Origin of the sequence: Sorangium sp. So ce296, from assembly GCF_051529605.1 — a bacterium.
In the GTDB taxonomy this organism is placed as follows: Bacteria; Myxococcota_A; Polyangia; order Polyangiales; family Polyangiaceae; genus Sorangium; species Sorangium cellulosum_D.
Genome location: NZ_CP150325.1, coordinates 10,985,174 through 11,004,819, shown reverse-complemented (window position 1 = coordinate 11,004,819; position 19,646 = coordinate 10,985,174). Strand labels below are relative to the sequence as shown.

At 71.3% G+C, this 19,646-nt stretch carries 18 protein-coding genes; 4 read left to right on the top strand and 14 right to left on the bottom strand.

The window, feature by feature from the left end:
* Positions 1–476: 476 nt before the first annotated feature.
* Positions 477–884, top strand: coding sequence for a hypothetical protein (locus WME98_RS40810; RefSeq protein ID WP_437947069.1), 408 nt, complete (start codon positions 477–479; stop codon positions 882–884).
* Between the two features lie 21 nt (positions 885–905).
* Here WME98_RS40810 and WME98_RS40805 read toward each other — a convergent pair whose 3' ends face one another.
* Positions 906–2,456: an outer membrane protein assembly factor BamB family protein gene (locus tag WME98_RS40805; protein ID WP_437947068.1), complete on the bottom strand. Its 1,551-nt coding sequence runs from the start codon at positions 2,454–2,456 to the stop codon at positions 906–908.
* Positions 2,457–2,896: 440 nt separating this feature from the next.
* On the opposite strand from WME98_RS40805, the gene WME98_RS40800 reads away from it, so the two are divergent.
* Positions 2,897–3,985 (top strand): HisA/HisF-related TIM barrel protein, encoded by a 1,089-nt coding sequence (locus WME98_RS40800; protein ID WP_437337933.1) that lies wholly within the window; start codon positions 2,897–2,899, stop codon positions 3,983–3,985.
* Between the two features lie 13 nt (positions 3,986–3,998).
* On the opposite strand, the gene WME98_RS40795 is transcribed toward WME98_RS40800, so the two are convergent.
* The 4 genes from WME98_RS40795 to WME98_RS40780 all read right to left on the bottom strand — a co-directional run bounded on the left by WME98_RS40795 (position 3,999) and on the right by WME98_RS40780 (position 7,583).
* A complete protein-coding gene (locus WME98_RS40795) occupies positions 3,999–5,468 on the bottom strand; it encodes a protein adenylyltransferase SelO (protein ID WP_437947067.1) in 1,470 nt (489 codons plus the stop codon).
* A gap of 130 nt (positions 5,469–5,598) precedes the next feature.
* On the bottom strand, positions 5,599–6,027 hold the full coding sequence (locus WME98_RS40790; protein WP_437947066.1) for a hypothetical protein: 429 nt from the start codon (positions 6,025–6,027) through the stop codon (positions 5,599–5,601).
* Positions 5,997–6,329 (bottom strand): hypothetical protein, encoded by a 333-nt coding sequence (locus WME98_RS40785; protein ID WP_437947065.1) that lies wholly within the window; start codon positions 6,327–6,329, stop codon positions 5,997–5,999. Before WME98_RS40785 ends, WME98_RS40790 begins: the two co-directional genes overlap by 31 nt.
* 303 nt (positions 6,330–6,632) lie before the next feature.
* Positions 6,633–7,583 carry a MarR family transcriptional regulator gene (locus WME98_RS40780; protein WP_437954078.1) on the bottom strand — a complete coding sequence of 317 codons (951 nt, stop codon included), beginning with the start codon at positions 7,581–7,583 and terminating at the stop codon, positions 6,633–6,635.
* A gap of 279 nt (positions 7,584–7,862) precedes the next feature.
* On the opposite strand from WME98_RS40780, the gene WME98_RS40775 reads away from it, so the two are divergent.
* The gene (locus tag WME98_RS40775; protein WP_437947064.1) at positions 7,863–8,519 is read left to right on the top strand and encodes a hypothetical protein; all 657 of its coding nucleotides are present in this window, start codon (positions 7,863–7,865) and stop codon (positions 8,517–8,519) included.
* 208 nt (positions 8,520–8,727) lie between these two features.
* Here WME98_RS40775 and mnhG read toward each other — a convergent pair whose 3' ends face one another.
* The 7 genes from mnhG to WME98_RS40740 are packed head-to-tail and all read right to left on the bottom strand — an operon-like array spanning position 8,728 to position 14,647.
* Positions 8,728–9,342: a monovalent cation/H(+) antiporter subunit G gene (gene mnhG, locus WME98_RS40770; RefSeq protein WP_437947063.1), complete on the bottom strand. Its 615-nt coding sequence runs from the start codon at positions 9,340–9,342 to the stop codon at positions 8,728–8,730.
* A complete protein-coding gene (locus WME98_RS40765; RefSeq protein ID WP_061624828.1) occupies positions 9,339–9,605 on the bottom strand; it encodes a monovalent cation/H+ antiporter complex subunit F in 267 nt (88 codons plus the stop codon). Before WME98_RS40765 ends, mnhG begins: the two co-directional genes overlap by 4 nt.
* Entirely contained in the window at positions 9,602–10,075 is a 474-nt protein-coding gene (locus WME98_RS40760) for a Na+/H+ antiporter subunit E (protein ID WP_061624827.1), read from the bottom strand. Before WME98_RS40760 ends, WME98_RS40765 begins: the two co-directional genes overlap by 4 nt.
* Entirely contained in the window at positions 10,072–11,583 is a 1,512-nt protein-coding gene (locus WME98_RS40755) for a proton-conducting transporter transmembrane domain-containing protein (protein ID WP_437947062.1), read from the bottom strand. The genes WME98_RS40760 and WME98_RS40755 overlap by 4 nt, the downstream gene beginning before the upstream one ends.
* Positions 11,580–11,927, bottom strand: coding sequence for a Na+/H+ antiporter subunit C (locus tag WME98_RS40750; protein ID WP_061624825.1), 348 nt, complete (start codon positions 11,925–11,927; stop codon positions 11,580–11,582). The genes WME98_RS40755 and WME98_RS40750 overlap by 4 nt, the downstream gene beginning before the upstream one ends.
* Positions 11,924–12,343 carry a Na+/H+ antiporter subunit B gene (locus WME98_RS40745; RefSeq protein ID WP_437947061.1) on the bottom strand — a complete coding sequence of 140 codons (420 nt, stop codon included), beginning with the start codon at positions 12,341–12,343 and terminating at the stop codon, positions 11,924–11,926. The genes WME98_RS40750 and WME98_RS40745 overlap by 4 nt, the downstream gene beginning before the upstream one ends.
* A 3-nt stretch (positions 12,344–12,346) precedes the next feature.
* Positions 12,347–14,647: a putative monovalent cation/H+ antiporter subunit A gene (locus WME98_RS40740; protein ID WP_437947060.1), complete on the bottom strand. Its 2,301-nt coding sequence runs from the start codon at positions 14,645–14,647 to the stop codon at positions 12,347–12,349.
* Positions 14,648–15,065: 418 nt separating this feature from the next.
* Between WME98_RS40740 and WME98_RS40735 the strand changes: the two genes are divergently transcribed.
* Positions 15,066–18,083 (top strand): UPF0182 family protein, encoded by a 3,018-nt coding sequence (locus WME98_RS40735; RefSeq protein ID WP_437947059.1) that lies wholly within the window; start codon positions 15,066–15,068, stop codon positions 18,081–18,083.
* Between the two features lie 29 nt (positions 18,084–18,112).
* On the opposite strand, the gene WME98_RS40730 is transcribed toward WME98_RS40735, so the two are convergent.
* Complete coding sequence (locus tag WME98_RS40730) at positions 18,113–19,183, bottom strand: PDDEXK nuclease domain-containing protein (protein ID WP_437947058.1); 1,071 nt, start codon at positions 19,181–19,183, stop codon at positions 18,113–18,115.
* Positions 19,180–19,419: a restriction endonuclease subunit S gene (locus tag WME98_RS40725; protein WP_437947057.1), complete on the bottom strand. Its 240-nt coding sequence runs from the start codon at positions 19,417–19,419 to the stop codon at positions 19,180–19,182. Before WME98_RS40725 ends, WME98_RS40730 begins: the two co-directional genes overlap by 4 nt.
* Positions 19,420–19,646: the final 227 nt, after the last annotated feature.

The following is a 19,646-nucleotide window of genomic DNA, read 5'->3' as shown; positions in this document are numbered from 1 at the left end:
GCCAGTCCGAGAGCGGTGTGTCGATGCATGTTCCGTGAGATTGCAAGTCACGATCCAGGCGTGCGGGCTGAGCGTCTGTTGAAAAAAGCGCACGAGAGGGGTTTGCGACGATGCGCCGGAGCCCGATGAGGACATGTCATCACGTGTCGTTACCTTTCACGCGCGACCTGCACGCACGCCCCACTGCGACAATTCGCCACGTGCTTTGCACAGGAGGAGTGTCGGTCGAGGCGCTCCAGGGACGTCCGGCCGACGCGCTGGCGCGATGGCGAGGTCGATCGGAGCGCAGGCCGCGCTCGACCTGCGGATTGCCTCCGGATCGAGATGAACCCCGCGGATCGTGTGTGAGAGCCCGCGCGGGCTCCAGCCCCGGACGCCCTCCCCCGGTCTTCTTGACACGGCGGGGCGGCTGTCAGCTACACTACGGTTCCACGATGACCAGGGGCGGTAGGCAATTCCGTGAGCTGGGGTGCGCGATGGCCCATGGACTGGCCGGGTGGCTCGCGCTGATGGCCGCCGTCTGGATTCGCTACTGGACCACGAAAGCCGCGGGGCCGTTCCCGACCGCCCCGTGGGTGGCCGGGGCGCTCGGGGCAACCGCGATTGCGGTGTACGCTCGCAACCTCGCGCAGAGCCCTGGTCGCCTCGCCTTTGCTGCGCTCCGGACGGCTGCCCATCTGCTGTTCGGCATGGGGGCACCTGCAGCGGCGTTGCTCATGGGCCTCCTCGCCGCTCCCCACGGGATGTCGGCGCTCCCCCGGCTCGGTCTCCCGCTGCTGGCGCTATGGACGGCAGCGATTGTGGGTCACGTCCTCCTCTGGTTCATCATCGTTCCGCGCGACTCCACCCGGACCGCGCCGGACCGACCGGACGCGACGTCCTGACCTGGAGAGCCCGGCGCAGCGCTACGGCAAGCTGAACGCGAACAGCGTGTTGCCCGGCGTGCCGATCCCGAAGCTCTCGTAGCCGCTCCCCCAGTACACCCTGCCGCGCGCCACCGCCGGCCCGGCGCTGACCGAGCCGTCGGCCGGATGGCTCCAGAGGATCGCGCCCGTCGCGGCGCTCAGGGCGTGCACGTTGCCGCTCATCGAGCCGGCGTAGACAACGCCGTTCGCGACCGTCAGCGGCCCCCGATCCTGCGCGCCCGGCGTGGGATCGGGCGTCTGCCACAGGATGTCGCCCGTCGCGGTGTCGAGCGCGCTCCACGATCCCCACGAGACGACCTGGCCGGAGGGCTCCAGCGTGTACTCGACCCCGCCGTTGTTGCCGATCGGCACGTAGATCCGGCTCTCGTCCACGGCGACTCCCCACATGATGCCGCCCAGCTCCCCGCCGGGGCCGACCAGCGTGCTCCACACCACGCTCCCGTCGTCCCGGTCGAGCGCCCAGAAGATGCCGCTCTTCTGGCCGGCGCCGACCAGATCGCGGCGCTCCGCCCCCGCGCCGGCCGAGAACAGCGTGGCGCCCGTGCCGAAGTCGTAATCCGGGCCCGCCGGATCAGGGCACCAGTCGCCGCCGAAATAGCACGCCCCCGTCCATGCATCGAAGCCCTGGAGCCGCCGCGCCCACTTCAGCGCGCCGGTGTCGAGGTCGAGCGCGAGGATCGCATCGATGTAGTTGTCGGCCGGGAGGCAGGCCTCCACGGCGAGGGCGTCGTCGCCGGCCGCCTCCACGCACGCGGAGACGGCCGGAGGCACGGTGTAGTTGTTGCCGGTCGTCACGTACAAGGTGCGACGCCCGAGGTCGATCGCGGGCGCGCCGCCCCAGACGGCGCCGCCGGTGAAACCGGCGGGGACCAAGTAGCGCTGCCAGAGCACCTCCCCGGTCACCGCGTCGAGCGCGACCACGCTGCCGCGGAACGAGCAGCACGGATACGCGTTGTCCGCGGCGAAGAGCTCCTCGCGCGAGGAGACGCCCACGTACACGCGCCCGCCGTGCACGACGGGAGACTGCGTGATGATCGCCGCGGGGTGCGGGTCGAGCTGCGTCTTCCACAGGAGATCGCCGGTGCGGCTGTCCACGGCGAGCATGTGCGCGCCGGCCTGGGTGCCGACGAACAGCATGTGGCCGTGGAGCGCGGGGCTCGTGCGCGAGACGGCGTCCGCCGTGCCCGTGAGGCTGGGGATCGCGCGCGTCCAGATCGGGACCCCGGTCTCGGCGTCGAGCTTGTACAGGTTGCCGCCCCCGTCCGGAAAGTACACCGCGCCGTGGTCGACCGCCGGCGTCGCGGGGACGATGCCAGTCGTCGTGAAGGCCCACTTCACGGAGAGCGAACCGACGTTCGACGTCCCAATCTCGTTCTCGCCGGTCGCGTGGTGCGTATTGGCGAGATCCCTGCCGTACATCGTCCAGCGCCCGGTGCCCGTGCCCATGGCGGTGCGACCTTGGGCGATATAGAGCCCGGCGAGACATGCGGCGGCCGCGACCGCGGACCGCGCCCAGAAGATGCGCTTCATGATGATCCTCCTGGGGTATCGAGGTGAGCGGCGCTCGGCGGCCCGGCTCGTTCGTTCCGCCGCTGCTGCAACACGACGCCCCGGACATACGTCACGCCGGATCTGGCTGCGTGTCAATCGGATAGAGAGGGTGGCCGAAGCGCCCATGACATGGCCGAGGTACGGATACCGCGACGCAGGTTTGAGCACCTCGGGATAGCCTGCGGCTCACCGCCGCGCGCGGCAGGCGCGCTGCTGCGGCCGCAGCAGGGTGCGGGACGCCTGCCCGGCGCGCAGCGACGTGACAAGCGCCGTCGCGTCCGCGCCGCGCCTCGCCGCCGGTCCCGCCGCGCGTCGCGCCACCGCCGCTGCGCTGCCAGCGCGCCGCGCGCCCCCCGCCGCGACCCGAGCGCGCGCAGCACGGAGCGCGTGTGGCCCGGCGAATGCTACACACTCGCCCCGTGACCTCACCCCTGCTCTCGCCTTTCTCCTTCCCGAACGGCCTCACCGCCAGGAACCGCGTCTGGCTCGCCCCGCTCACGAACGGGCAAAGCCACGACGACGGCTCCCTGGGCGACGACGAGCTCCGCTGGCTCTCCTACCGCGCGCAAGGCGGCTTCGGCGTGGTCGAGACCTGCGCCGCCCACGTCGCCGAGGACGGCCATGCCTGGAAGGGCGAGCTCGGCGTCTTCGCCGACCGGCTCTTGCCCGGCCTGCGCCGGCTCGCGGCCGCGGTCGCCGCCCCCGGCGCCCTGGGCCTCGTCCAGCTCTTTCACGGCGGCCTCCGCGCCAATCCGCAGGTGTCCGGCCTGCCCACGTGGAGCGCCAGCGCCGTCGCCGAGCCGGACCTGCCCGTCCCCCGCGCCGCCACCGAGCAAGACATCCTCGGCGTCATCGAGCGCTTCCGCGACGCGGCGGCGCGGGCGCTCCTCGCCGGCTTCGCGGGCGTCGAGCTGCACGGCGCGCACGGCTACCTCCTCGGCCAGTTCCTGTCCGCCACCCAGAACCGCCGCACGGATCGCTGGGGCGGCGCGTGGGAGAACCGGGCGCGCCTGCTGCGCGAGACCCTCCGGGCGGTCCGCGCCGCGGTGCCCGCGTCCTTCGTCGTCGGCGTGCGCCTGTCGCCCGAGGACTGGGGCCAGGCCAAGGGGCTCGACCTCGACGAGAACCTCGAGCTCGCTCGCTGGCTCGTCGAGGACGGCGCCGACTTCCTCCACCTCTCGCTGTGGGACGCGAGCAAGCCCTCGCGGAAGCGCCCCGACGCCCACCCGCTGCCGCTGTTCCGGGAGGTGGTGGGGCCGAGCCTACCGCTCGTGGTCGCCGGCGGCGTGTGGACGCGCGCCGAGGCCGAGGCGCTCCTCGACAAGGGCGCCACCGCGGTCGCGCTGGGGCGCGCCGGCATCGCCAACCCCGACTGGCCGCAGCGGATCGCCGATCCCGCCTGGGAGCCGCGGCGGCCGCCGCTCACGCGCGCCGAGCTGCTCGAGCGCGGCGTCTCCGAGACCTTCGCCGGGTACCTGCGGCGATGGAAAGGCTTCGTGGCCGACTGAGGGGCCGCGCCGATCACGTCCCGCAGAACGTGTACTGCACGCGCTCTTCCAGCTGCGGGGGCTCGCTCAGGTGGGCGAGCTCCGGCTGATCCTCGTACGGGCGCTCGAGCACCCGCACGAACGTCTCGAAGGGCTCGAAATCGCCGCGGACGGCCGCCTGGATGAGCGCCTCGATCCGGTGGTTGCGCGGGATGAACGCGGGGTTGACGAGCCGCATCGCCCGCGCTCGCGCCTCCGGCGTGACGTCCTCCCTGGCGAGCCGCCGGCGCCACGCCTCGGCCCAGTCGCGGAAGGCGCCGGGCTCCGCGAACAGCGAGGCCACCTGCGCGTCCGCGGCGGTGTCCTCCGCCGACGCGCACAGCCGGCGAAAGAAGAGGGTGTAATCGACGCCGTTCGACGCGAGCCGGTCCAGCAGATCGGCGGCGAGCGCGAGGTCGTCGTCCTCCTCGCGCGCGAGCCCCAGCTTCGCCCGGAGGACGCGCTCGTGCGCCTCCACGAACAGGCCGGTGAAGCGCTGCACGCGCTCGGTGGCCAGGCGGGCGGCCTCGTCCTTGTCGTCGGCGAGGAGCGGCAGGAGCGCCTCGGCGAGCCGCAGCATGTTCCACTGGGCGATGCCCGGCTGGTTCCCGAAGGCGTAGCGGCCGCCGCGATCGATCGAGCTGAACTTCTTCTCGGGGTCGTACTCGTCGAGGAACGCGCACGGCCCGTAGTCGATGGTCTCGCCGGAGATCGAGGTGTTGTCGGTGTTCATCACGCCGTGCACGAAGCCGACGCCCAGCCAGCGCGCGACGAGGCTCGCCTGCGCCTCGATGACGCGCTCGAGCAGCGCCAGCGCGTCGTTGCCGCTGCCCGCGGCCTCGGGGTAGTGCCGGGCGAGCGCGTACGACGCCAAGGTGGAGAGCGCCTCGCGGTCGCCCCGCGCGGCGAAGAACTGGAACGTGCCCACGCGGAGGTGGCTCGCGGCCACGCGCGTGAGCACCGCGCCCGGGAGCACCTCCTCGCGGAAGACCGGCTCGCCCGTGGTCACGGCGGCGAGCGCGCGCGTCGTCGGCACGCCGAGCGCCGCCATGGCCTCGCTCACGACGTACTCGCGCAGCACCGGCCCGAGGGCGGCGCGCCCGTCTCCGCCGCGCGAGAACGGCGTCCGCCCCGCGCCCTTGAGCTGGATGTCGCGCCGCTTGCCGTCCTTGCCGACGACCTCGCCGAGCAGGATGGCCCGGCCGTCCCCGAGCTGGTTCACGAAGCTGCCGAACTGGTGCCCCGCGTACGCGAGGGCGATCGGCGCCGCGCCCTCGGGCAGCGCGTTGCCGGAGAGCACCTCTGCCCCCTCCGCGGACGCGAGCTGCGCCGCGTCGAGCCCGAGCACCTCCGCGAGCGCGCGGTTGACCTTCACGACGCGCGGCTCGCGGACCTTGGCTGGGGCGACGCGCGCGTAGAACCGGTCCGGGAGCCTGGCGTAGGTGTTGTCGAAGGCGAGCTTCATCGGGGAACCTCGGGGCGGGTGGGGGCCATCGGCGCCATGAGACGCGTCGTTCTGCCGAGGTTCTACTGCAATCCGCGCGCTCGCGCCGCCCCGCAAACGAGCGAGCGCGGCGGCGCCCGGCGCGCCCCGATCACTCGTACCACGTCGGCACGATCGCCCGCACCTCCGGCAGCGCGGCGATGCGGCAGATCTTGTCCCAGGCCGCGCCCTCGAGCGCGCCATGGCGCGCGACGCACTCGGCGTCTCCGGTGGGGAAGAAGTACAGCGTCTCCGCGGGCACATCGCACCCGGCGCGCCCCCTCGACGAGCCCTCCTGGATCGTGGGCGCGATGCCCCGCACCCGGGCGACGAGCGCCTCGTCGCCCGCCGGCAGGCAGAACTCGACGGATCCATCGTTCGCGCACCCCGTCTCCCGGGTGAACGCGAGCTTCTCGGTCGGACACGCGGCCGCGGGCGGCGGTGGCCCCTCGACCTGCCCCTCCCCGGGCGCGGACGGCGGCGCGGACGTGCAGCTCGACAGGCAGGCGATCAGCAGATGAGAGATGGCGAATCGTCGCATGGCGCTCCTCCCCGTGTGCTTCGCCGGCTCGCCAGCGCGTTGCGCGCGCCGGCCGGCGGCAACGAGGCCTCGCCCTCGACGACGGTGAGCAGCCCGATGCCGCGCAGATGTTGCTTTGCGAACTCCACGCACGCGTGGTGCACGCGGCGCACGGCATCCTCGGTCGTCTCTCGGCGCCAGATGGCGCAGAAGATCTGGCGCCAGGTGGCCACCACGTAGTCGGGGCGATTGGCGATCAGGTGACAGGGATCGAGGGAGGGCAAGGCCTGGAGAGCGTAGAGGAGGCGGATGCCCGAACGCAACCGCCCTCCGCCTGCCAGGGCGACGCATCCTGACGGCGCCACCGGCGACCTCGACGGCTTCAGGGATGTCTGCGGTCCCGGGATTCCCGCCGCATCGACGTCGCTCGGCGGCGCCGGGAGCGGGCTCCGGGCTCCGCCCGACGTTGAGCGGCATGACGCCGATCTGCTGAGCCGCCGCGCCCGCGCCTTCGCGTCCGCGACGCGGCCGTTCGCTCCATCTTCTTCCCGCCTTCGTGCGAGCTCGCTTTCGGCCAATGCGATCACGACCGCCGACGGCGGCCGTCAGCCGGCGGGGCACAGCGATCAGGTCGAGGTCCTCTCCCGGTGGCAACCGAGGGCCTCCCGCTGTGTCGTGGTGAGCCGATCGAGCCTTGCGGTAATGGCATAGGTGCCGGGCGCAGCGCGCCGGACGGCGACGGGATCGATGACGTCCGGGTGCTGTTCGGCGTCGCGCAGGGCGCTCGTGACGCGCTCCGCGGGCCAGTCCAGCGCGGTCGCCAGCTGGTGCACGGTGAGCGGCGCGCTCGCGTGCACCAGCGCGGCGACCGCCGTGAGCGCGTCGCCCAGGGCGGCTTCGACAGGGCCGCCCGCCATATCGTCGCTGAGGCGCGCGAAGAATCGGCCCACGCGGTCCAGCCGGGCTCCGGCGGGCGTGACGGCACCGAAGATATCAGCCCCCTGCCGGGCGGCATCCGCCCACATCGCGTTCGCGCGCGCGCTCGCCATCCACGACCGCTCCCAGACGTCGTCGTCGACGACGTAGCGCACCCCTCGCCCGGGGCCGCGCTCGCGCCGGACCACTTCCAGCGCCTCCAGATAGCCGATGGCCTTGGACACCGACGCAGGGCTGACCCGCAGACGCCTGACCAGCTCGGAGGCGGTCATGGCGCCGGCGTCGATCGTGTACAGCGAGGCGAGCACCCGGGCCGCCGTCCGTGGCAGCCCTGTTTGGACCATCAGCGCCGCGAATCGCTCGATGTAGGCGCGCACCGCCTCGGCGTCCCGACCGTCCGCGCCGACGGCCGCCGGCAGCTCCGCCGGCGGGCCCAGCCTGCGCCGGCGAGCGCGCCGCCCGGTCGCCTCGTGGGCGTGGTCCGCCCGGTAGCCCCCGGGACCGCCGTTGCGGGCCACCTCCCGGCTGATCGTCGACGTCGGCCTGCCCAGCCGCCTTCCGATCTCGGCGTACCCGAGCCCCTCGGCCAGCCATGACGCGATAAGCCCGCGGTCCTGGTCGCTCAGCCTGCCTCCCGGCATCGTCGACTGCCTCCTGTGGGTCGATGGTCGAGCCCAGTGTGCATTCATGATCAGCACATTGCAACGACCGAACGCCCAACCGTTGCGTTCATCGACAACGCCATTGCAACGACTGCCATGAGCTCGCCGCACATCGCGAGAAGCCGCATGATCCATCGTTGACGATGCATGAAACGCTACGTAGCTTTCGTCGCTGTTCGAATAGCCTGGTGAGGCGCCGGCGCGCTCGGCCCACGTACCGAGTCGGCGCGGCCGGGCCCCAGCATGCGGGTGACGTCCATGGACCTTTCCCACCACCCCCGAGCGCTCACCGACGTGGCCAGTCGGTCCCTCGCGCCGGACCTCGCGCGCGGCTTCATGCTGCTGCCGATCGCCGTGGCCCACGCGCCGGCGTTCGTCAGCCATTGGGATCTCGGACCAGCCGCCCTCAACGCGCTCGCCGCGTTCGTCCGTTCCCTCTTCGCCGAGAACCAGGCCCGCGCCATGTTCGTCTTCCTCTTCGGCTACGCGCTGGGACAATTGACCCAGCGGCAGCACGCGCGAGGCAGCGACTGGGCCTCGATCCGCGAGTTGCTGCGGCGCCGGGGTCTCTGGCTGATGGTCATCGGCTTCGCGCACGCGGCGCTGCTCGTCCCGCTCGATATCGTCGCGGTCTACGGGCTGACGCTGCTCCTGCTCGCGCCGCTGGTCCGGAGCCGGGACTCGATCTTGGGGTGGACCAGCGCCGTGACGCTCGTCCCCGCAACGCTCCTGCTCTCCTGGCAGAGCGTGACGGCCCAGACCGATCCTGCTGGCCGATGGGATGCGCCGTGCAGGCCACCGCGGCCCGGCGGAGGTGCTGCTGCGGCGGCTGTCCTACCGCCGCATCGAGCCTGCCCGCGTGTCGTCGAGCCCTCACGGTTGACCGCCTCGGCATCGCCGGCGGCGCGATCGTGAGGGCCGCGACCGCCAGGGCCACGGAGCGCCCCGGACCACGCGATATTCCTCCGGCGGCTCGTGCGCAGCGTCTCCGCATCACGTGGCGCTCGCGCGGCGCGCCCCCGGGCGCGCGGCGAGGTAACCGAGGGCGACCGCGACGAGCTCCTCCTCGAACGCCGGCTCATGGAGCGCCGCTTCGTCGTCCTCGATGCTACGAGGAGGCGCTCTATTTGCCGTCCGGGTCGTCCGTCGCCGCCGCTGCGGCCTGGGCCTGGAAGATCTCGCGCACGCGGCCGATCTCTGCCGGCTCCGCGAGCACGTCGAGCCTGTCGCCGACCTCGAGGATCGTTTGGCCCCGGGGCACGACGGTCCCGCCCTCCCGGTGAATGGCGCGGATGAGCACCCCGGCAGGCAGGCCGAGCTCGGCAATGCGCTTGCCGACGACGACGGCCCCGGGCGCGAGCTCGAACATGCGGCTCCTCGGCTCCGCGCCGGCGAGGGTGTGGGTCGTCGGATCGTACTGCCCCGCGAGCTCGTTCACCACGGTCTCGGGCGAGAGCGGCGTGTTGGTCGCGTAACCGGCGCGAGCGAGCAAGTGCGTCGCGACGGGCATCGTCAGCACCACGAATGCGATGATGACGATGGCCCGGGCCGTGACGGCCGGGTCCTGGAAATGAAGGGCGGAAGCGGAGATGATGCACGTCATCCCGAACACCGAGGCCTTCGATGTCACCTGGAGGCGGGTGAACAGGTCCGGCATGCGCAGGATGCCCACGGCCGCGAGCAGCATGAAGATGCATCCGATGACGAGGAGCGCGCCCTCGACGAGCTCGAGGATCACGACGACTCCCCCTGTCGCTCGAGGTAATACGCGAACGCGATGGTGCCGAGAAAGAAGATGAGCGACAGCACCATCACCGCGTCGAGGAGGATGCCTTGGTCGGTCACCATCGCGTAGAGGGCGATGCCCCCGCTGCCGACCGTCGCCATGAGGTCCATGGCGACCACGCGGTCGGGGAGGCTCGGCCCGAGCAGGAGCCGGATGAACGCGACGACGAACGCCGCCGTGACGACGGCGATCGCGACGAGCAAGAGCGGGGTCATCGCAAGAGCTCCTTCACGCGGCGCTCGAGGTCGTTCTTGATGGTCGCGCGCAGCGCGTCGGCGCTGTCCACGAACATCGCGTGGACGAAGAGGACCGTGCGGTCGCTCGACACGTCGAGGCCAAAGGTGCCGGGCGTCAGGGCGAGGAGGTTCGTCAGCACCGTGATCTCGAGATCGGTCGTCAGGTCCAGGGGGACCGCGACGATGCCGGGGCGGCTCTTTCGCCGGATCGAAATGACGTCGCGGGCGACCCTGATGTTCGCCCGCACCATCTCTCTCGCATAAAAGAGCAGGAAGGACAGCACCCCCGGCAGCTTCTCGAAATAGGTCGTGGGGCCGAGCAGGCGCCGGAGCCCGAAGAGCAGGAGGTACCCGAGGAGGAAGCCGAAGGCGAGGCCCCCCGCGGTGACGCGGCCGAGCAGGGTCACCCAGACGATCGCCAGGAACAGATTGAGGACGAGGGCTCTCATGGGCGCCCCTCCCCCAGCACGGTGCGCACGTATTCGGTCGGCTCGGCGAGCTGCGCGGCGGCCCGACGGACGACGGCGAGGAGCGGCTCGGGCGCCATCCCGAGCGCGAAGCCCAGCGCCGTCAAGAGGACGACCGGCGCGTAGAGGAGCGCGCGGCGCCGCGCGCCGCCCTCCCGCGCGGCGAGGTCGGCCTCGGCGGGCGCGGGCTTCCAGTAGGCCTCGTTCCATATCTTCGTCATCGAGATGAGGGTGACGAGGCCGACGGCGAGGCTGGTGGCGACGACGGCCGCGGCCCCTCGCGAGCCGACCTCGAGCCCCGACCGCACCAACATGAGCTTGCCCCAGAACCCCGACAAGGGCGGCATGCCGGCGAGGGAGAGGGCCGTGACGAGGAAGCAGGCGGAGAGCCCCGGGCTCCGCGCGAGGAGCCCGCCCTGAAGCTCGAGGGGGGCGTCTCTCCTGTCGGGTCGCATGATCCCGCTGATGAGGAAGAGGTTCGACTTGATGATGGCGTGGTGCAAGACGAAGAAGATCGCCCCCGAGAGCGACGACGCCGTGAACAGGCCGAGGCCCATGACCATGTAGCCGACCTGGCTCACGCTGTGAAACGCGAGGATCCGCCGGACCTCCCGGTGGGACACCGCGCCGAGGACGCCCACGGCCATGGTGAAGGCCGCGATCCCGAGGAGGAGCGCGTGGGTGGCTTCGCCGTCGGCCACGAAGACGAGGGTGAAGATCCGCACGAGGGCGTAGACGCCCACCTTCGTCAAGAGGCCCGCGAACAGCGCGGTGACCGTCACGGGCGGCGTGTGATACGAGTCCGGCAGCCAGAAAAAGAGGGGGAAGACAGCGGCCTTGATGCCGAACGCGACGAGGAAGATCATCGCGAGGGTGAGCCGGATCGGCGGCGCGAGGCCCGGCAGCTTGAGCGAGAGGTCGGCCAGGTTGAGGGCGTGCACGGATCCGTAAAGGATGCCGAGGCCGGTGAGGAAGAGGGCGCTCGAGATCAGGTTCATCGCGACGTACTTGATCGCGCCCTGCATCTGCGGCCGCTCATTGCCGAGCACCAGGAGCACGAAAGACGCGATCAGCGTCACCTCGAACCAGACGTAGAGATTGAAGAGGTCGCCGGTGACGAACACGCCGTTCGCCCCCATGAGGAGCACCTGCATGAGCGGGTAGAACCCGCGCGCCCGCCGCTCCCGGTCGATGTCCGACAGGGAGTAAATCGACGTGACGACCGCGATGATGCCCGAGAGCAGGACCATCAGCGCCGAGAAGAGGTCGACCACGAAGGTGATGCCGTACGGGGCGGGCCAGCCTCCGAGCTGGGTCGATTGAATGCCTCCCCGGTGCACGGCGCGGAGCAAGACGATGCCGACGGCGAGCTGAACGACGCTCCCGACGAGGCCGAGCGCGGGGTGCCGCCCCGCGCGCTGGAAGGAGAGGAGCGAGAGGGCCGCCGTGGTCATGGGGACGAGGACGGGCAGGACGAGGAGCACCTTCATGGGTCGGCCGATTCGAGGGAGTCGATGTCGTCGCTGCCCATGGTCCGATGAACGCGATGAAGGAGGACGACGGCGAACGCGACGACAGCGAAGCTGATGACGATCGCCGTCAGGATCAGCGCCTGGGCCATGGGATCGGCCGGCGGCGCGTGGAAGGCCTCTCCACCCCTGGGGATCAGCGGGGGACGGCCGCGGACGACGCCGCCCGCCGTGAGGATGAGGAGGTTCGTGCCGTGCCCGAGCAGCACGAGGCCGAAGGCGAGCTTCACGATGCTGCGCCGGAGCATGAGAAACAGCCCCGACGCATAGAGCCCGCCGACGACGATCGCGAGGAGGACCGTCATGAGCTCATCTCCGCGGTCATGAGGACGATCATGAGCACCATGCCCATCACGGCGGCATACACGCCGACGTCGAACAGCACCGGCGTCCCCACCGCAACGTTGCCGAGCCCCGGCACCGGGACGGTCGCCCACACGCCTTGCAGGAAGGCTCCGCCGGCCACGAGCCCGATGACGCCCGAGAGCAGGATCGTCGAGAGCCCGAGCCCCATGAGCGTCTGGGGCGCGATGCGGAGCAGCCGCCGCGTCGAGGGGACGTCGTACGCGAGGACGTGGAGCGAGAACGCCGACGCGATGATGAGCCCGCCGACGAACCCGCCCCCGGGCTCGTGGTGACCGCGGAGGAGCGCGTAAATCGAGACGATGATCAGGAGCACAATCAAGACCGGCGCCGCGGCGCGCAGGATCACGGAGGGCACGGCTCAGGCTCCCTTCCGCGTACGGGTCGCGAGCAGCGCATAGACCCCGATCCCGGCCACGCAGAGGACCGTGGACTCCCCCAGCGTGTCCATCGCCCGGAAATCCACGAGGATCACGTTGACGATGTTGCGCCCGTGGGCCTCGGCGTATCCCTTCTCCACGAAGAACTCGCGCAGGATCGGCTCCGGGGAGAGCGACGACGACATGAGGATGAGCAGGGTCACCGTGCCCCCGAAGATCACGGAGACGATCGCGTCCGGGATCCACACGCGCGCGGGGGATCGGGGCACGAAGCGCGGCAGGTGGTGCAGGACGAGGACGAAGATGACGATCGTCAGCACCTCGACCATGATCTGCGTCAGCGCGAGATCGAGCGCGCTGAAGATCACGAAGATGAGCATGACGCAGGTGCCGATCGCGCCGAGCGCGGCGACGACGGCGAGGCGCGATTGCGTGCGCGTCGCCATGACCGCGGACCCGAGGATCACGCCCGCGAGCACGAGCTCCGGGAGCTCCACGGCGAGCGACGGGACCGTGAACGGGAGGCTCCGGAGCAGCGGCGTCCCGACGAGCACGACCGTCGTCAGGACCGTGATGAGCAGGTAATGGCGCAAATGCCCCGTCTGGAGCCGCCGGGTCAGCCACTCCGCGAACCGGAGGAGCCCCGCGAAGGCAGCGTCGTACACGCGCGCGGGGCCCCACGCTCCAAGGCGCGTGGCGGCGCGCGTGGCGGCGTCGAGGAGGCGCGCGTCTCGGCCGGAGAGGACGCGGAAGAGCCCGAGTCCGGCGAGGAGGGTCGCGACGCTGAGCCCGAGCACGGGGGTCAGGCCGTGCCACAGGCGCAGCGCGAGCGGCGCGGGTCGGCCGAGGATGGCGGTCGCCGCCAGGCCCGGGAGGTCGCCGAGGAGCCGCGGCGCCACCCCGAGGACGAGGCTCGCCGCCGCGAGCGTGGCAGGCCCGAGCCACAAGGACGGCGGCGCTTCGTGGGGGAGCGTGGGCGCCGCCGGGGAACCCCCGAAGAAGGGGCGATGGGCGACGACCAGGCTCACCACGACGAGGAGGGCGCTCGACAGGACCGCGGCCCCGGCGAGGACCGCCGTCATCGAGGGCGGCGCGAGGACGGCCTCGTAGAAGAGCTCTTTCGACACGAAACCGAGGAGGGGCGGCGCCCCCGCGCTCGAGAGCGCCGCCAGCACGGCCGCCGTCGCGGTGATCGGCATCCGGCGCGCGAGGCCCCGCAGGCGGGTGACGTCGCGGGTCCCGGTCTCGTGGTCCAGGGTCCCCGCGGTCATGAAGAGCGCGCCCTTGTACAGCGAATGCGCCGCCAGATACACCACCGCCGCGGAGACGGCCGCCCGGGTCCCGATGCCGAGGAGCATCGTGAGGAGGCCGAGGACGCTCACGGTCGAATAGGCGAGGATCCGCTTGAGATCCTTCTGCGTGACCGCGAGCGCCGCGCCCGTCACCATCGTGGCGGCGCCGAAGCCCGTCACGACGAGGGTCCATTCGCGCGTCGCGCCGAGCGTGGGGTGCAGGCGCGCGAGCAGATAGACGCCGGCCTTCACCATCGTGGCCGAGTGCAGGTAGGCGCTGACCGGCGTGGGCGCCTCCATCGCCCGAGGGAGCCAGAAATGAAAGGGCACCTGCGCCGATTTCGTGAAGGCCCCCGCGAGGACGAGGAGCAGGATCGGCAGGTAGAGGGGGCTCCCGCGGACGACGTCCCCCGAGAACCGCGAGATCTGCGTCTCGCCGGTGACCACGACGAGGAGGACGAGGCCCGCGAGCATGGCGAGCCCGCCGCCGCCCGTCACGAGGAGCGCCGTCAAGGCGGCTTTGCGCGCCTCCGGCCGCTCGTGGTCCCACCCGATGAGGAGATACGAGCTCACGCTCGTGAGCTCCCAGCACACGAAGAGGAGAATGACGTCGTCGGCGAGCACGAGGCCCGCCATGGATCCCGTGAACAGGAGCAGATAGGCGTAAAACCGCCCGAGCCGCGGGTGCGAGCGCAGGTATTCGCTCGCGTACACGAAGATCAGCGCCCCGATGCCGCAGATGAGCCCGAGGAACACGAGCGAGAGCCCATCCAGCCTCACCGCGAGCTCCACGCCGAGCGACGGGATCCACGGCAGCGACGCGTGATGGGCCTCCCCCGCGGCGAAGAGCCTCGGGACGAACCGTATCGCGAGCACGAGCGGAACGAGCGGGAGCGCCGCGAAGAGCCAGCCGGCCTGGCGGCCGAGCCTGCGATGGAGGGGCGGCGCCAGCAGCGCTCCGACGAATACGCTCAGGACAGCCCACAGCATCGCAGCAGGTTCCCCTTCGATGCCGGCGACGGCCCGAGGCTGCCCCCGGCGCGCTGCGCATCCGCGGAAAAGTCAGTCGCGAGGACGAGCGTCATGCGCGTGGCTCCCACTCCGAGCGAGCACGAGCGGCTCCAACCGCCCTGTCGATGAACTGGGTGGAGCCAGAGCTCTCACGGCGCAAGCTCCACCTCGGCGGCTGCCTGCGTTTGGCCGGAAAGCGGGCGCGTCGGCCCCGCTCCGTGGTCCCAGCGCGTACTCGCGCGGCCGGGCGAGCCGCCCTGCCCGCGGTCCCGGCTGCCAGCTCGCGTGCCCGTGCGTCGCGGACACGCATTCGCGGCTCTGGATCGGGCGCGGACCTTGCGCCCTGAGGGCGCACACGTCGCGCCCCGCGTGGGGCCCCGCCAAAGGGAGGCATCGAATGTACATTCTTTTCATCGTGGTGCTGCTCGGCGCCGGAGCGGCCCTGATCGCGTGGGGGATGTGGATGCGCAGGCGGCTGCCCGTCGCGGCGGGAGCGCTGCTCGCGGCCGGCACGCTCGCGTTCTTCGGGTTCCTGAGCTTCTGGGGCGAGTACCTCTGGTTCGCCGAGCTCGGTTACACGGCGCGCTTCTGGACGGCGACGCTGGCCCGGTCGATCTCGGCGCTCGCGGCCGCTTCGCTCGGCGGGCTCCTCGTCTTCCTGCTGACCCTCCCTGCGCGGTCGCTCGGCGCGCGCCGCGTCCCGACCTTGCTCGGCGCGGCGTTCGGCGCCCTCTGGGGCTTCTTCGGCTGGGAGGTGATCCTGCGCTTCCTCGCGCAGGTGCCCACGGCGCTGCGCGACCCCATCCTCGGCCGAAGCACCTCGTTTTACCTGTTCTCGCTGCCGTTCTACGATGCGGTGTACTTCCTGCTGTGGACCCTCGCGCTCCTCGCGCTCGCCGGGGCGGCGGTCGACGCGGACCTCGCGTCGGCGCGGCGGACGACCGGTCCCGCCGCGGAGCACGTCGCGGCGCCTCCTCACGTCGCGGCGCCTCCTGCGGAGCACGTCGCGGCGCCTGCTGCGGAGCGCATCGCGGCGCCTCCTGCGGAGCAGGTCACGGGGCCCCCGGCGGACCTCCCTGCGGAGCGCGCCGCGGCGCCGGACATCCCGGCTCCCGCCGCGGACGCCGCGCAGGCCGGCGCAGCGCGGTACCGCGCGCTCTTCTTCTCTCTCGGCGCGCTCGCGCTCGTCATCGCCTGGGGGCGGTGGCTCGCGGCCTATCACCTCATGTACTCGTCGTCGGGCGTGGTCGTCGGCCCGGGCTGGACCGACGTCCACGTGCGCCTGCCCGCCACCCGCGTCATCGCCGTCATCGCGGCGCTCGTGGGCATCGCGCTCTTCCTCCCGCCCGTGCAGCGCGCCCTCTGCCGCGCCGCCGCCGTCGAGCGCGGCGCGGGCCGGCGCGCCCTGGCGAGGCTCGCCGCGCTGCCGGCGCTGCTCGTGGCGGTGCCGTGGGCGCTCGGCATGCACGTGCTCCCGGCGCTCGTCCAGTGGCTCAAGGTCGTGCCCAACGAGCTCGCGCTCGAGCGCCCCTACCTCGCCCACAACATCGCGTTCACCCGCGCGGGGTTCCGCCTCCACGACATCGAGGTCACCGAGTTCCCCGTCTCCGACCGGCTCACCCGCGAGACCCTGGCGGACAACCAGGATCTCCTGTCCGAGGTGCGCCTCTGGGACCCGCGCGCGCTCGAGGCCGTGATCCATCAGTTCCAGGCGATCCGCCTCTATTACGAGATGCCTGGCATCGACATCGATCGCTACGCCGTGGGCGACCGCTACCGGCAGGTCATGCTCGCCCCGCGCGAGCTCAACGCCGAGAACCTGCCGCCCGAGCACCAGACCTTCGTCAACCGTCGCTTCAAGTACACGCACGGCTACGGCGTCGCGATGGCCTCGGCGCACGACTTCACACACGACGGGCAGCCGAACCTGCTCGTGAAGGACATCCCGCCCGTCTCCGCCTCGCCCGAGCTCGCGATCGAGCGGCCGGAGATCTATTATGGAGAGACCACCCACGGCTACGTGGTGGCCAACTCCAGGGAGCCGGAGTTCGACTATCCGAGCGGCTCGGAGAACGTCTACACGCGCTACGCGGGCACCGGCGGGATCGCGCTCGACGGCTTCTTCCGCAAGCTCCTCTTCGGGTGGAAGCTCGGCGGCACGAGCCTCCTCGCGTCCGGCATCCCCACGGACGACAGCCGGGTGATGTTCCGCCGCGAGGTCCGCGAGCGCGTGGGGGCGATCGCCCCCTTCCTGGCCCTGGATCGCGATCCGTACATCGTCGTCGCCGGCGGGCGGCTCCACTGGATCCTCGATGCGTACACCACGTCGAGCTACTACCCCTACAGCGAGAGCTTCTTCTCGGCCGAGGGCGCCGGGATGAGCGCGGCGAGCGCGCCGGGCGACGCGGGCGGGCGGGCGGGGTTCGCGCATCACCTCCGCCGCGCGAACTACGTGCGCAACTCGGTCAAGGCGGTGGTCGACGCCTACGACGGCTCGGTGCGGCTCTACGTCTTCGAACCGGAGGACCCGATCCTCCAGGTCTACAGCCGCATCTTCCCCGGCCTGCTCCTGCCGCGCGAGGAGATGCCGGCGGAGCTCCGCGCGCACGTGCGTTATCCGGAGGATTTCCTCCTCGCGCAGGGCCTCGTTTACGCGAAGTACCACATGACGGATCCCGAGGTGTTCTACAACCAGGAGGACCTCTGGGCGCGCGCGACCGAGAAGTACTACGACAAGGTCCAGCCGGTGGAGCCCTACTATGTAATGTGGAAGCCGCCGGGCGAGGGTCGGCCCGAGTTCACCCTGATCCTGCCGTTCACGCCGAAGGACCGGCAGGTGCTCATCGGCTGGATCGCCGGCATGTCCGACGGCGACGACTACGGGCGCATGCTCGCGTACAAGTTCCCGAAGGACACGCGGGTGCTCGGCACCCAGCAGATGGACACGAAGATCGATCAGGATCCGGTGCTGTCGGCGCAGCTCTCCCTGTGGAGCCAGCGCGGTCAGAAGGTGATCCGCGGCAACGCGCTGGTCATCCCTGTCGAGGACACGCTCCTCTATGTCGAGCCGATCTTCCTCCAGGCGGACACGGCGGCGTATCCGGAGCTCCGCGTGGTGGTGGTGATGCACGGCGACCGGATGAGCTTCGCGAGCTCGCTCGACGCGGCGCTGCGCGGGCTCCTCGAGGGCGGGCCGCCCCCGACGCCGGCCGCGGCGGGCGTGCCCGGCGTGCCCGAGGCGCGCGGCGCGCGCGGCGTGACCGACGGGCTGGCGCAGCGGGCCAACGACGCGTTCGCGAGCTACCTGCGCCTGCTCGGCGAGCGTCGCTTCCACGAGGCCGGCGCGGCGCTCGAGGCGCTGAGCCGGACGCTCGAGGAGCTAGAGGGGCCGTCGGCGTTGCTCGATGAGCGATAGCGGGAGAAGGCGCCGGGGCGAGACTCGGCTCAGGTCGAAGGTTCACCCCCGCTCGTGTTCGGCCGCGGTGCGGCGCCGATCTCCGCGCGCGCGTGGGCGATGGCCTCCAGGAGCTTCCTCTCGAGGAGCGCGCGGGGAGGCAGCTCCGTCAGGTAGCTCGCCACGCGGATCGAGCCCTCGCTGAGCTGGAGCAGCTCGATCTGCTCCTCGTTCTTGTCGGCGCACAGGATGAGGCCGAGCGGCGGGTTCTCGTGGGGCTGGCGCTCGTGCTTGTCGAGCCAGCGTAGGTAGAGCTCCATCTGCCCCTTGTCGCGGGCGTCGAAGCGGCCGAGCTTGAGCTCGACGGCCACGAGCGCCCGCAGCGAACGATGGAAGAAGAGCAGGTCGAGGTAGTAATCCTCGGCGCCGATGCTCATCCGCTTCTGCCGCGCGATGAAGCTGAAACCCTGGCCCAGCTCCAGGAGGAAGCCCTCCAGCTCCCGCAGGATGGCGGCCTCCAGCTCGCGCTCGCCAAAGGAGGCGGGCAGGCCGAGGAAGTCGAGGACGTACGGATCGCGGAAGATGAGGTCGGGCGTCATTCGTCCGCTCTCGCCGAGCGCGGATAGGGCTTCCTGAACGACGGCCTCCGGGCGCTTCGCGATGGCGGTGCGCTCGAAGAGCATGCCGGCGATTTTCTCCTGGAGGGTCCGGGTGCTCCAACCTTCGAGGCGGCAGAGCTCGACGTAGAAGCGGCGCTGGAGGGGGTCGTCGAGGGCGATGATCTCCCGGAGATGGGTCCAGCTCAACTGTGCACGCAGCGCGTGCACAATCTGCGGGTCGGGAAAAACCTCAGCGAAGCGCAGCATGTGGTGGAGGTTGCGCTTGCCGAAGCCGCGACCGTACTCGGCCGAGAGCGCAGCGGCCACGTCGGCGACGACCTGCTCGCCGTACGCAGCCCGTCCGTCGCCGACGACGTGCTCGCGAAGGCGGCGGCCAACCTGCCAGTACAGCCAGACGAGCTCGCTGTTGATGGATCGGGCGGCGGCGGCGCGGCTCTGGTCGATGAGGCGGCGCAGCTCGTCGACGAGGACGGCGGGGACGGGGGCGAGCGGGGCGGTCATTCAGGGTCGCCCTCGTCGAGGTCGTCGTGGGTAGCGTCGTCTTCGAGATCGGCGGGGGCGGGTTCGTCGGGATCGGAGGTGGGGAGGCGAGCGGCCACGGCCCGGACATCGAGCTGGCCGGTGACGACGTCGGCGACGAGGCGGGTGCGGTACTCGCGGATGAGTGAGATTTCTCGCTCGGCTTGTGAAATCGCAACGTCGAGAGCGAGTGCTTCAGCTTCGATCTTCTCGCACATTTGATCTCGTTCATCGCGACGAGGCAACGCGACGGGAAAGGCCCGAATCTGCTCGGGACTCAGACTGGGCACGCTCACACCGGTAAAAATCGGAACCATGTACTCCGCGAACACTCGGCCACGAAGAAGCAGATCGAGGACTTGGCGCGGCGTCGGCATGCGCAGAGTAAGACGGTAGGTCGGGGCGGCGGCCGATTGCAACGGAAAGATCGCGGCCGGTCCTGGGG

Excerpts from the sequence above, each read along its gene's own strand:
- WME98_RS40810 (WP_437947069.1), top strand. The coding sequence starts at position 477 with ATGGCCCATGGACTGGCCGGGTGGCTCGCGCTGATGGCCGCCGTCTGG.
- WME98_RS40805 (WP_437947068.1), bottom strand. The coding sequence starts at position 2,456 with ATGAAGCGCATCTTCTGGGCGCGGTCCGCGGTCGCGGCCGCCGCATGT.
- WME98_RS40795 (WP_437947067.1), bottom strand. The coding sequence starts at position 5,468 with ATGAAGCTCGCCTTCGACAACACCTACGCCAGGCTCCCGGACCGGTTC.
- WME98_RS40790 (WP_437947066.1), bottom strand. The coding sequence starts at position 6,027 with ATGCGACGATTCGCCATCTCTCATCTGCTGATCGCCTGCCTGTCGAGC.
- WME98_RS40780 (WP_437954078.1), bottom strand. The coding sequence starts at position 7,583 with ATGCCGGGAGGCAGGCTGAGCGACCAGGACCGCGGGCTTATCGCGTCA.
- WME98_RS40775 (WP_437947064.1), top strand. The coding sequence starts at position 7,863 with ATGGACCTTTCCCACCACCCCCGAGCGCTCACCGACGTGGCCAGTCGG.
- WME98_RS40765 (WP_061624828.1), bottom strand. The coding sequence starts at position 9,605 with ATGACCCCGCTCTTGCTCGTCGCGATCGCCGTCGTCACGGCGGCGTTC.
- WME98_RS40760 (WP_061624827.1), bottom strand. The coding sequence starts at position 10,075 with ATGAGAGCCCTCGTCCTCAATCTGTTCCTGGCGATCGTCTGGGTGACC.
- WME98_RS40755 (WP_437947062.1), bottom strand. The coding sequence starts at position 11,583 with ATGAAGGTGCTCCTCGTCCTGCCCGTCCTCGTCCCCATGACCACGGCG.
- WME98_RS40750 (WP_061624825.1), bottom strand. The coding sequence starts at position 11,927 with ATGACGGTCCTCCTCGCGATCGTCGTCGGCGGGCTCTATGCGTCGGGG.
- WME98_RS40740 (WP_437947060.1), bottom strand. The coding sequence starts at position 14,647 with ATGCTGTGGGCTGTCCTGAGCGTATTCGTCGGAGCGCTGCTGGCGCCG.
- WME98_RS40735 (WP_437947059.1), top strand. The coding sequence starts at position 15,066 with ATGTACATTCTTTTCATCGTGGTGCTGCTCGGCGCCGGAGCGGCCCTG.
- WME98_RS40730 (WP_437947058.1), bottom strand. The coding sequence starts at position 19,183 with ATGACCGCCCCGCTCGCCCCCGTCCCCGCCGTCCTCGTCGACGAGCTG.
- WME98_RS40725 (WP_437947057.1), bottom strand. The coding sequence starts at position 19,419 with ATGTGCGAGAAGATCGAAGCTGAAGCACTCGCTCTCGACGTTGCGATT.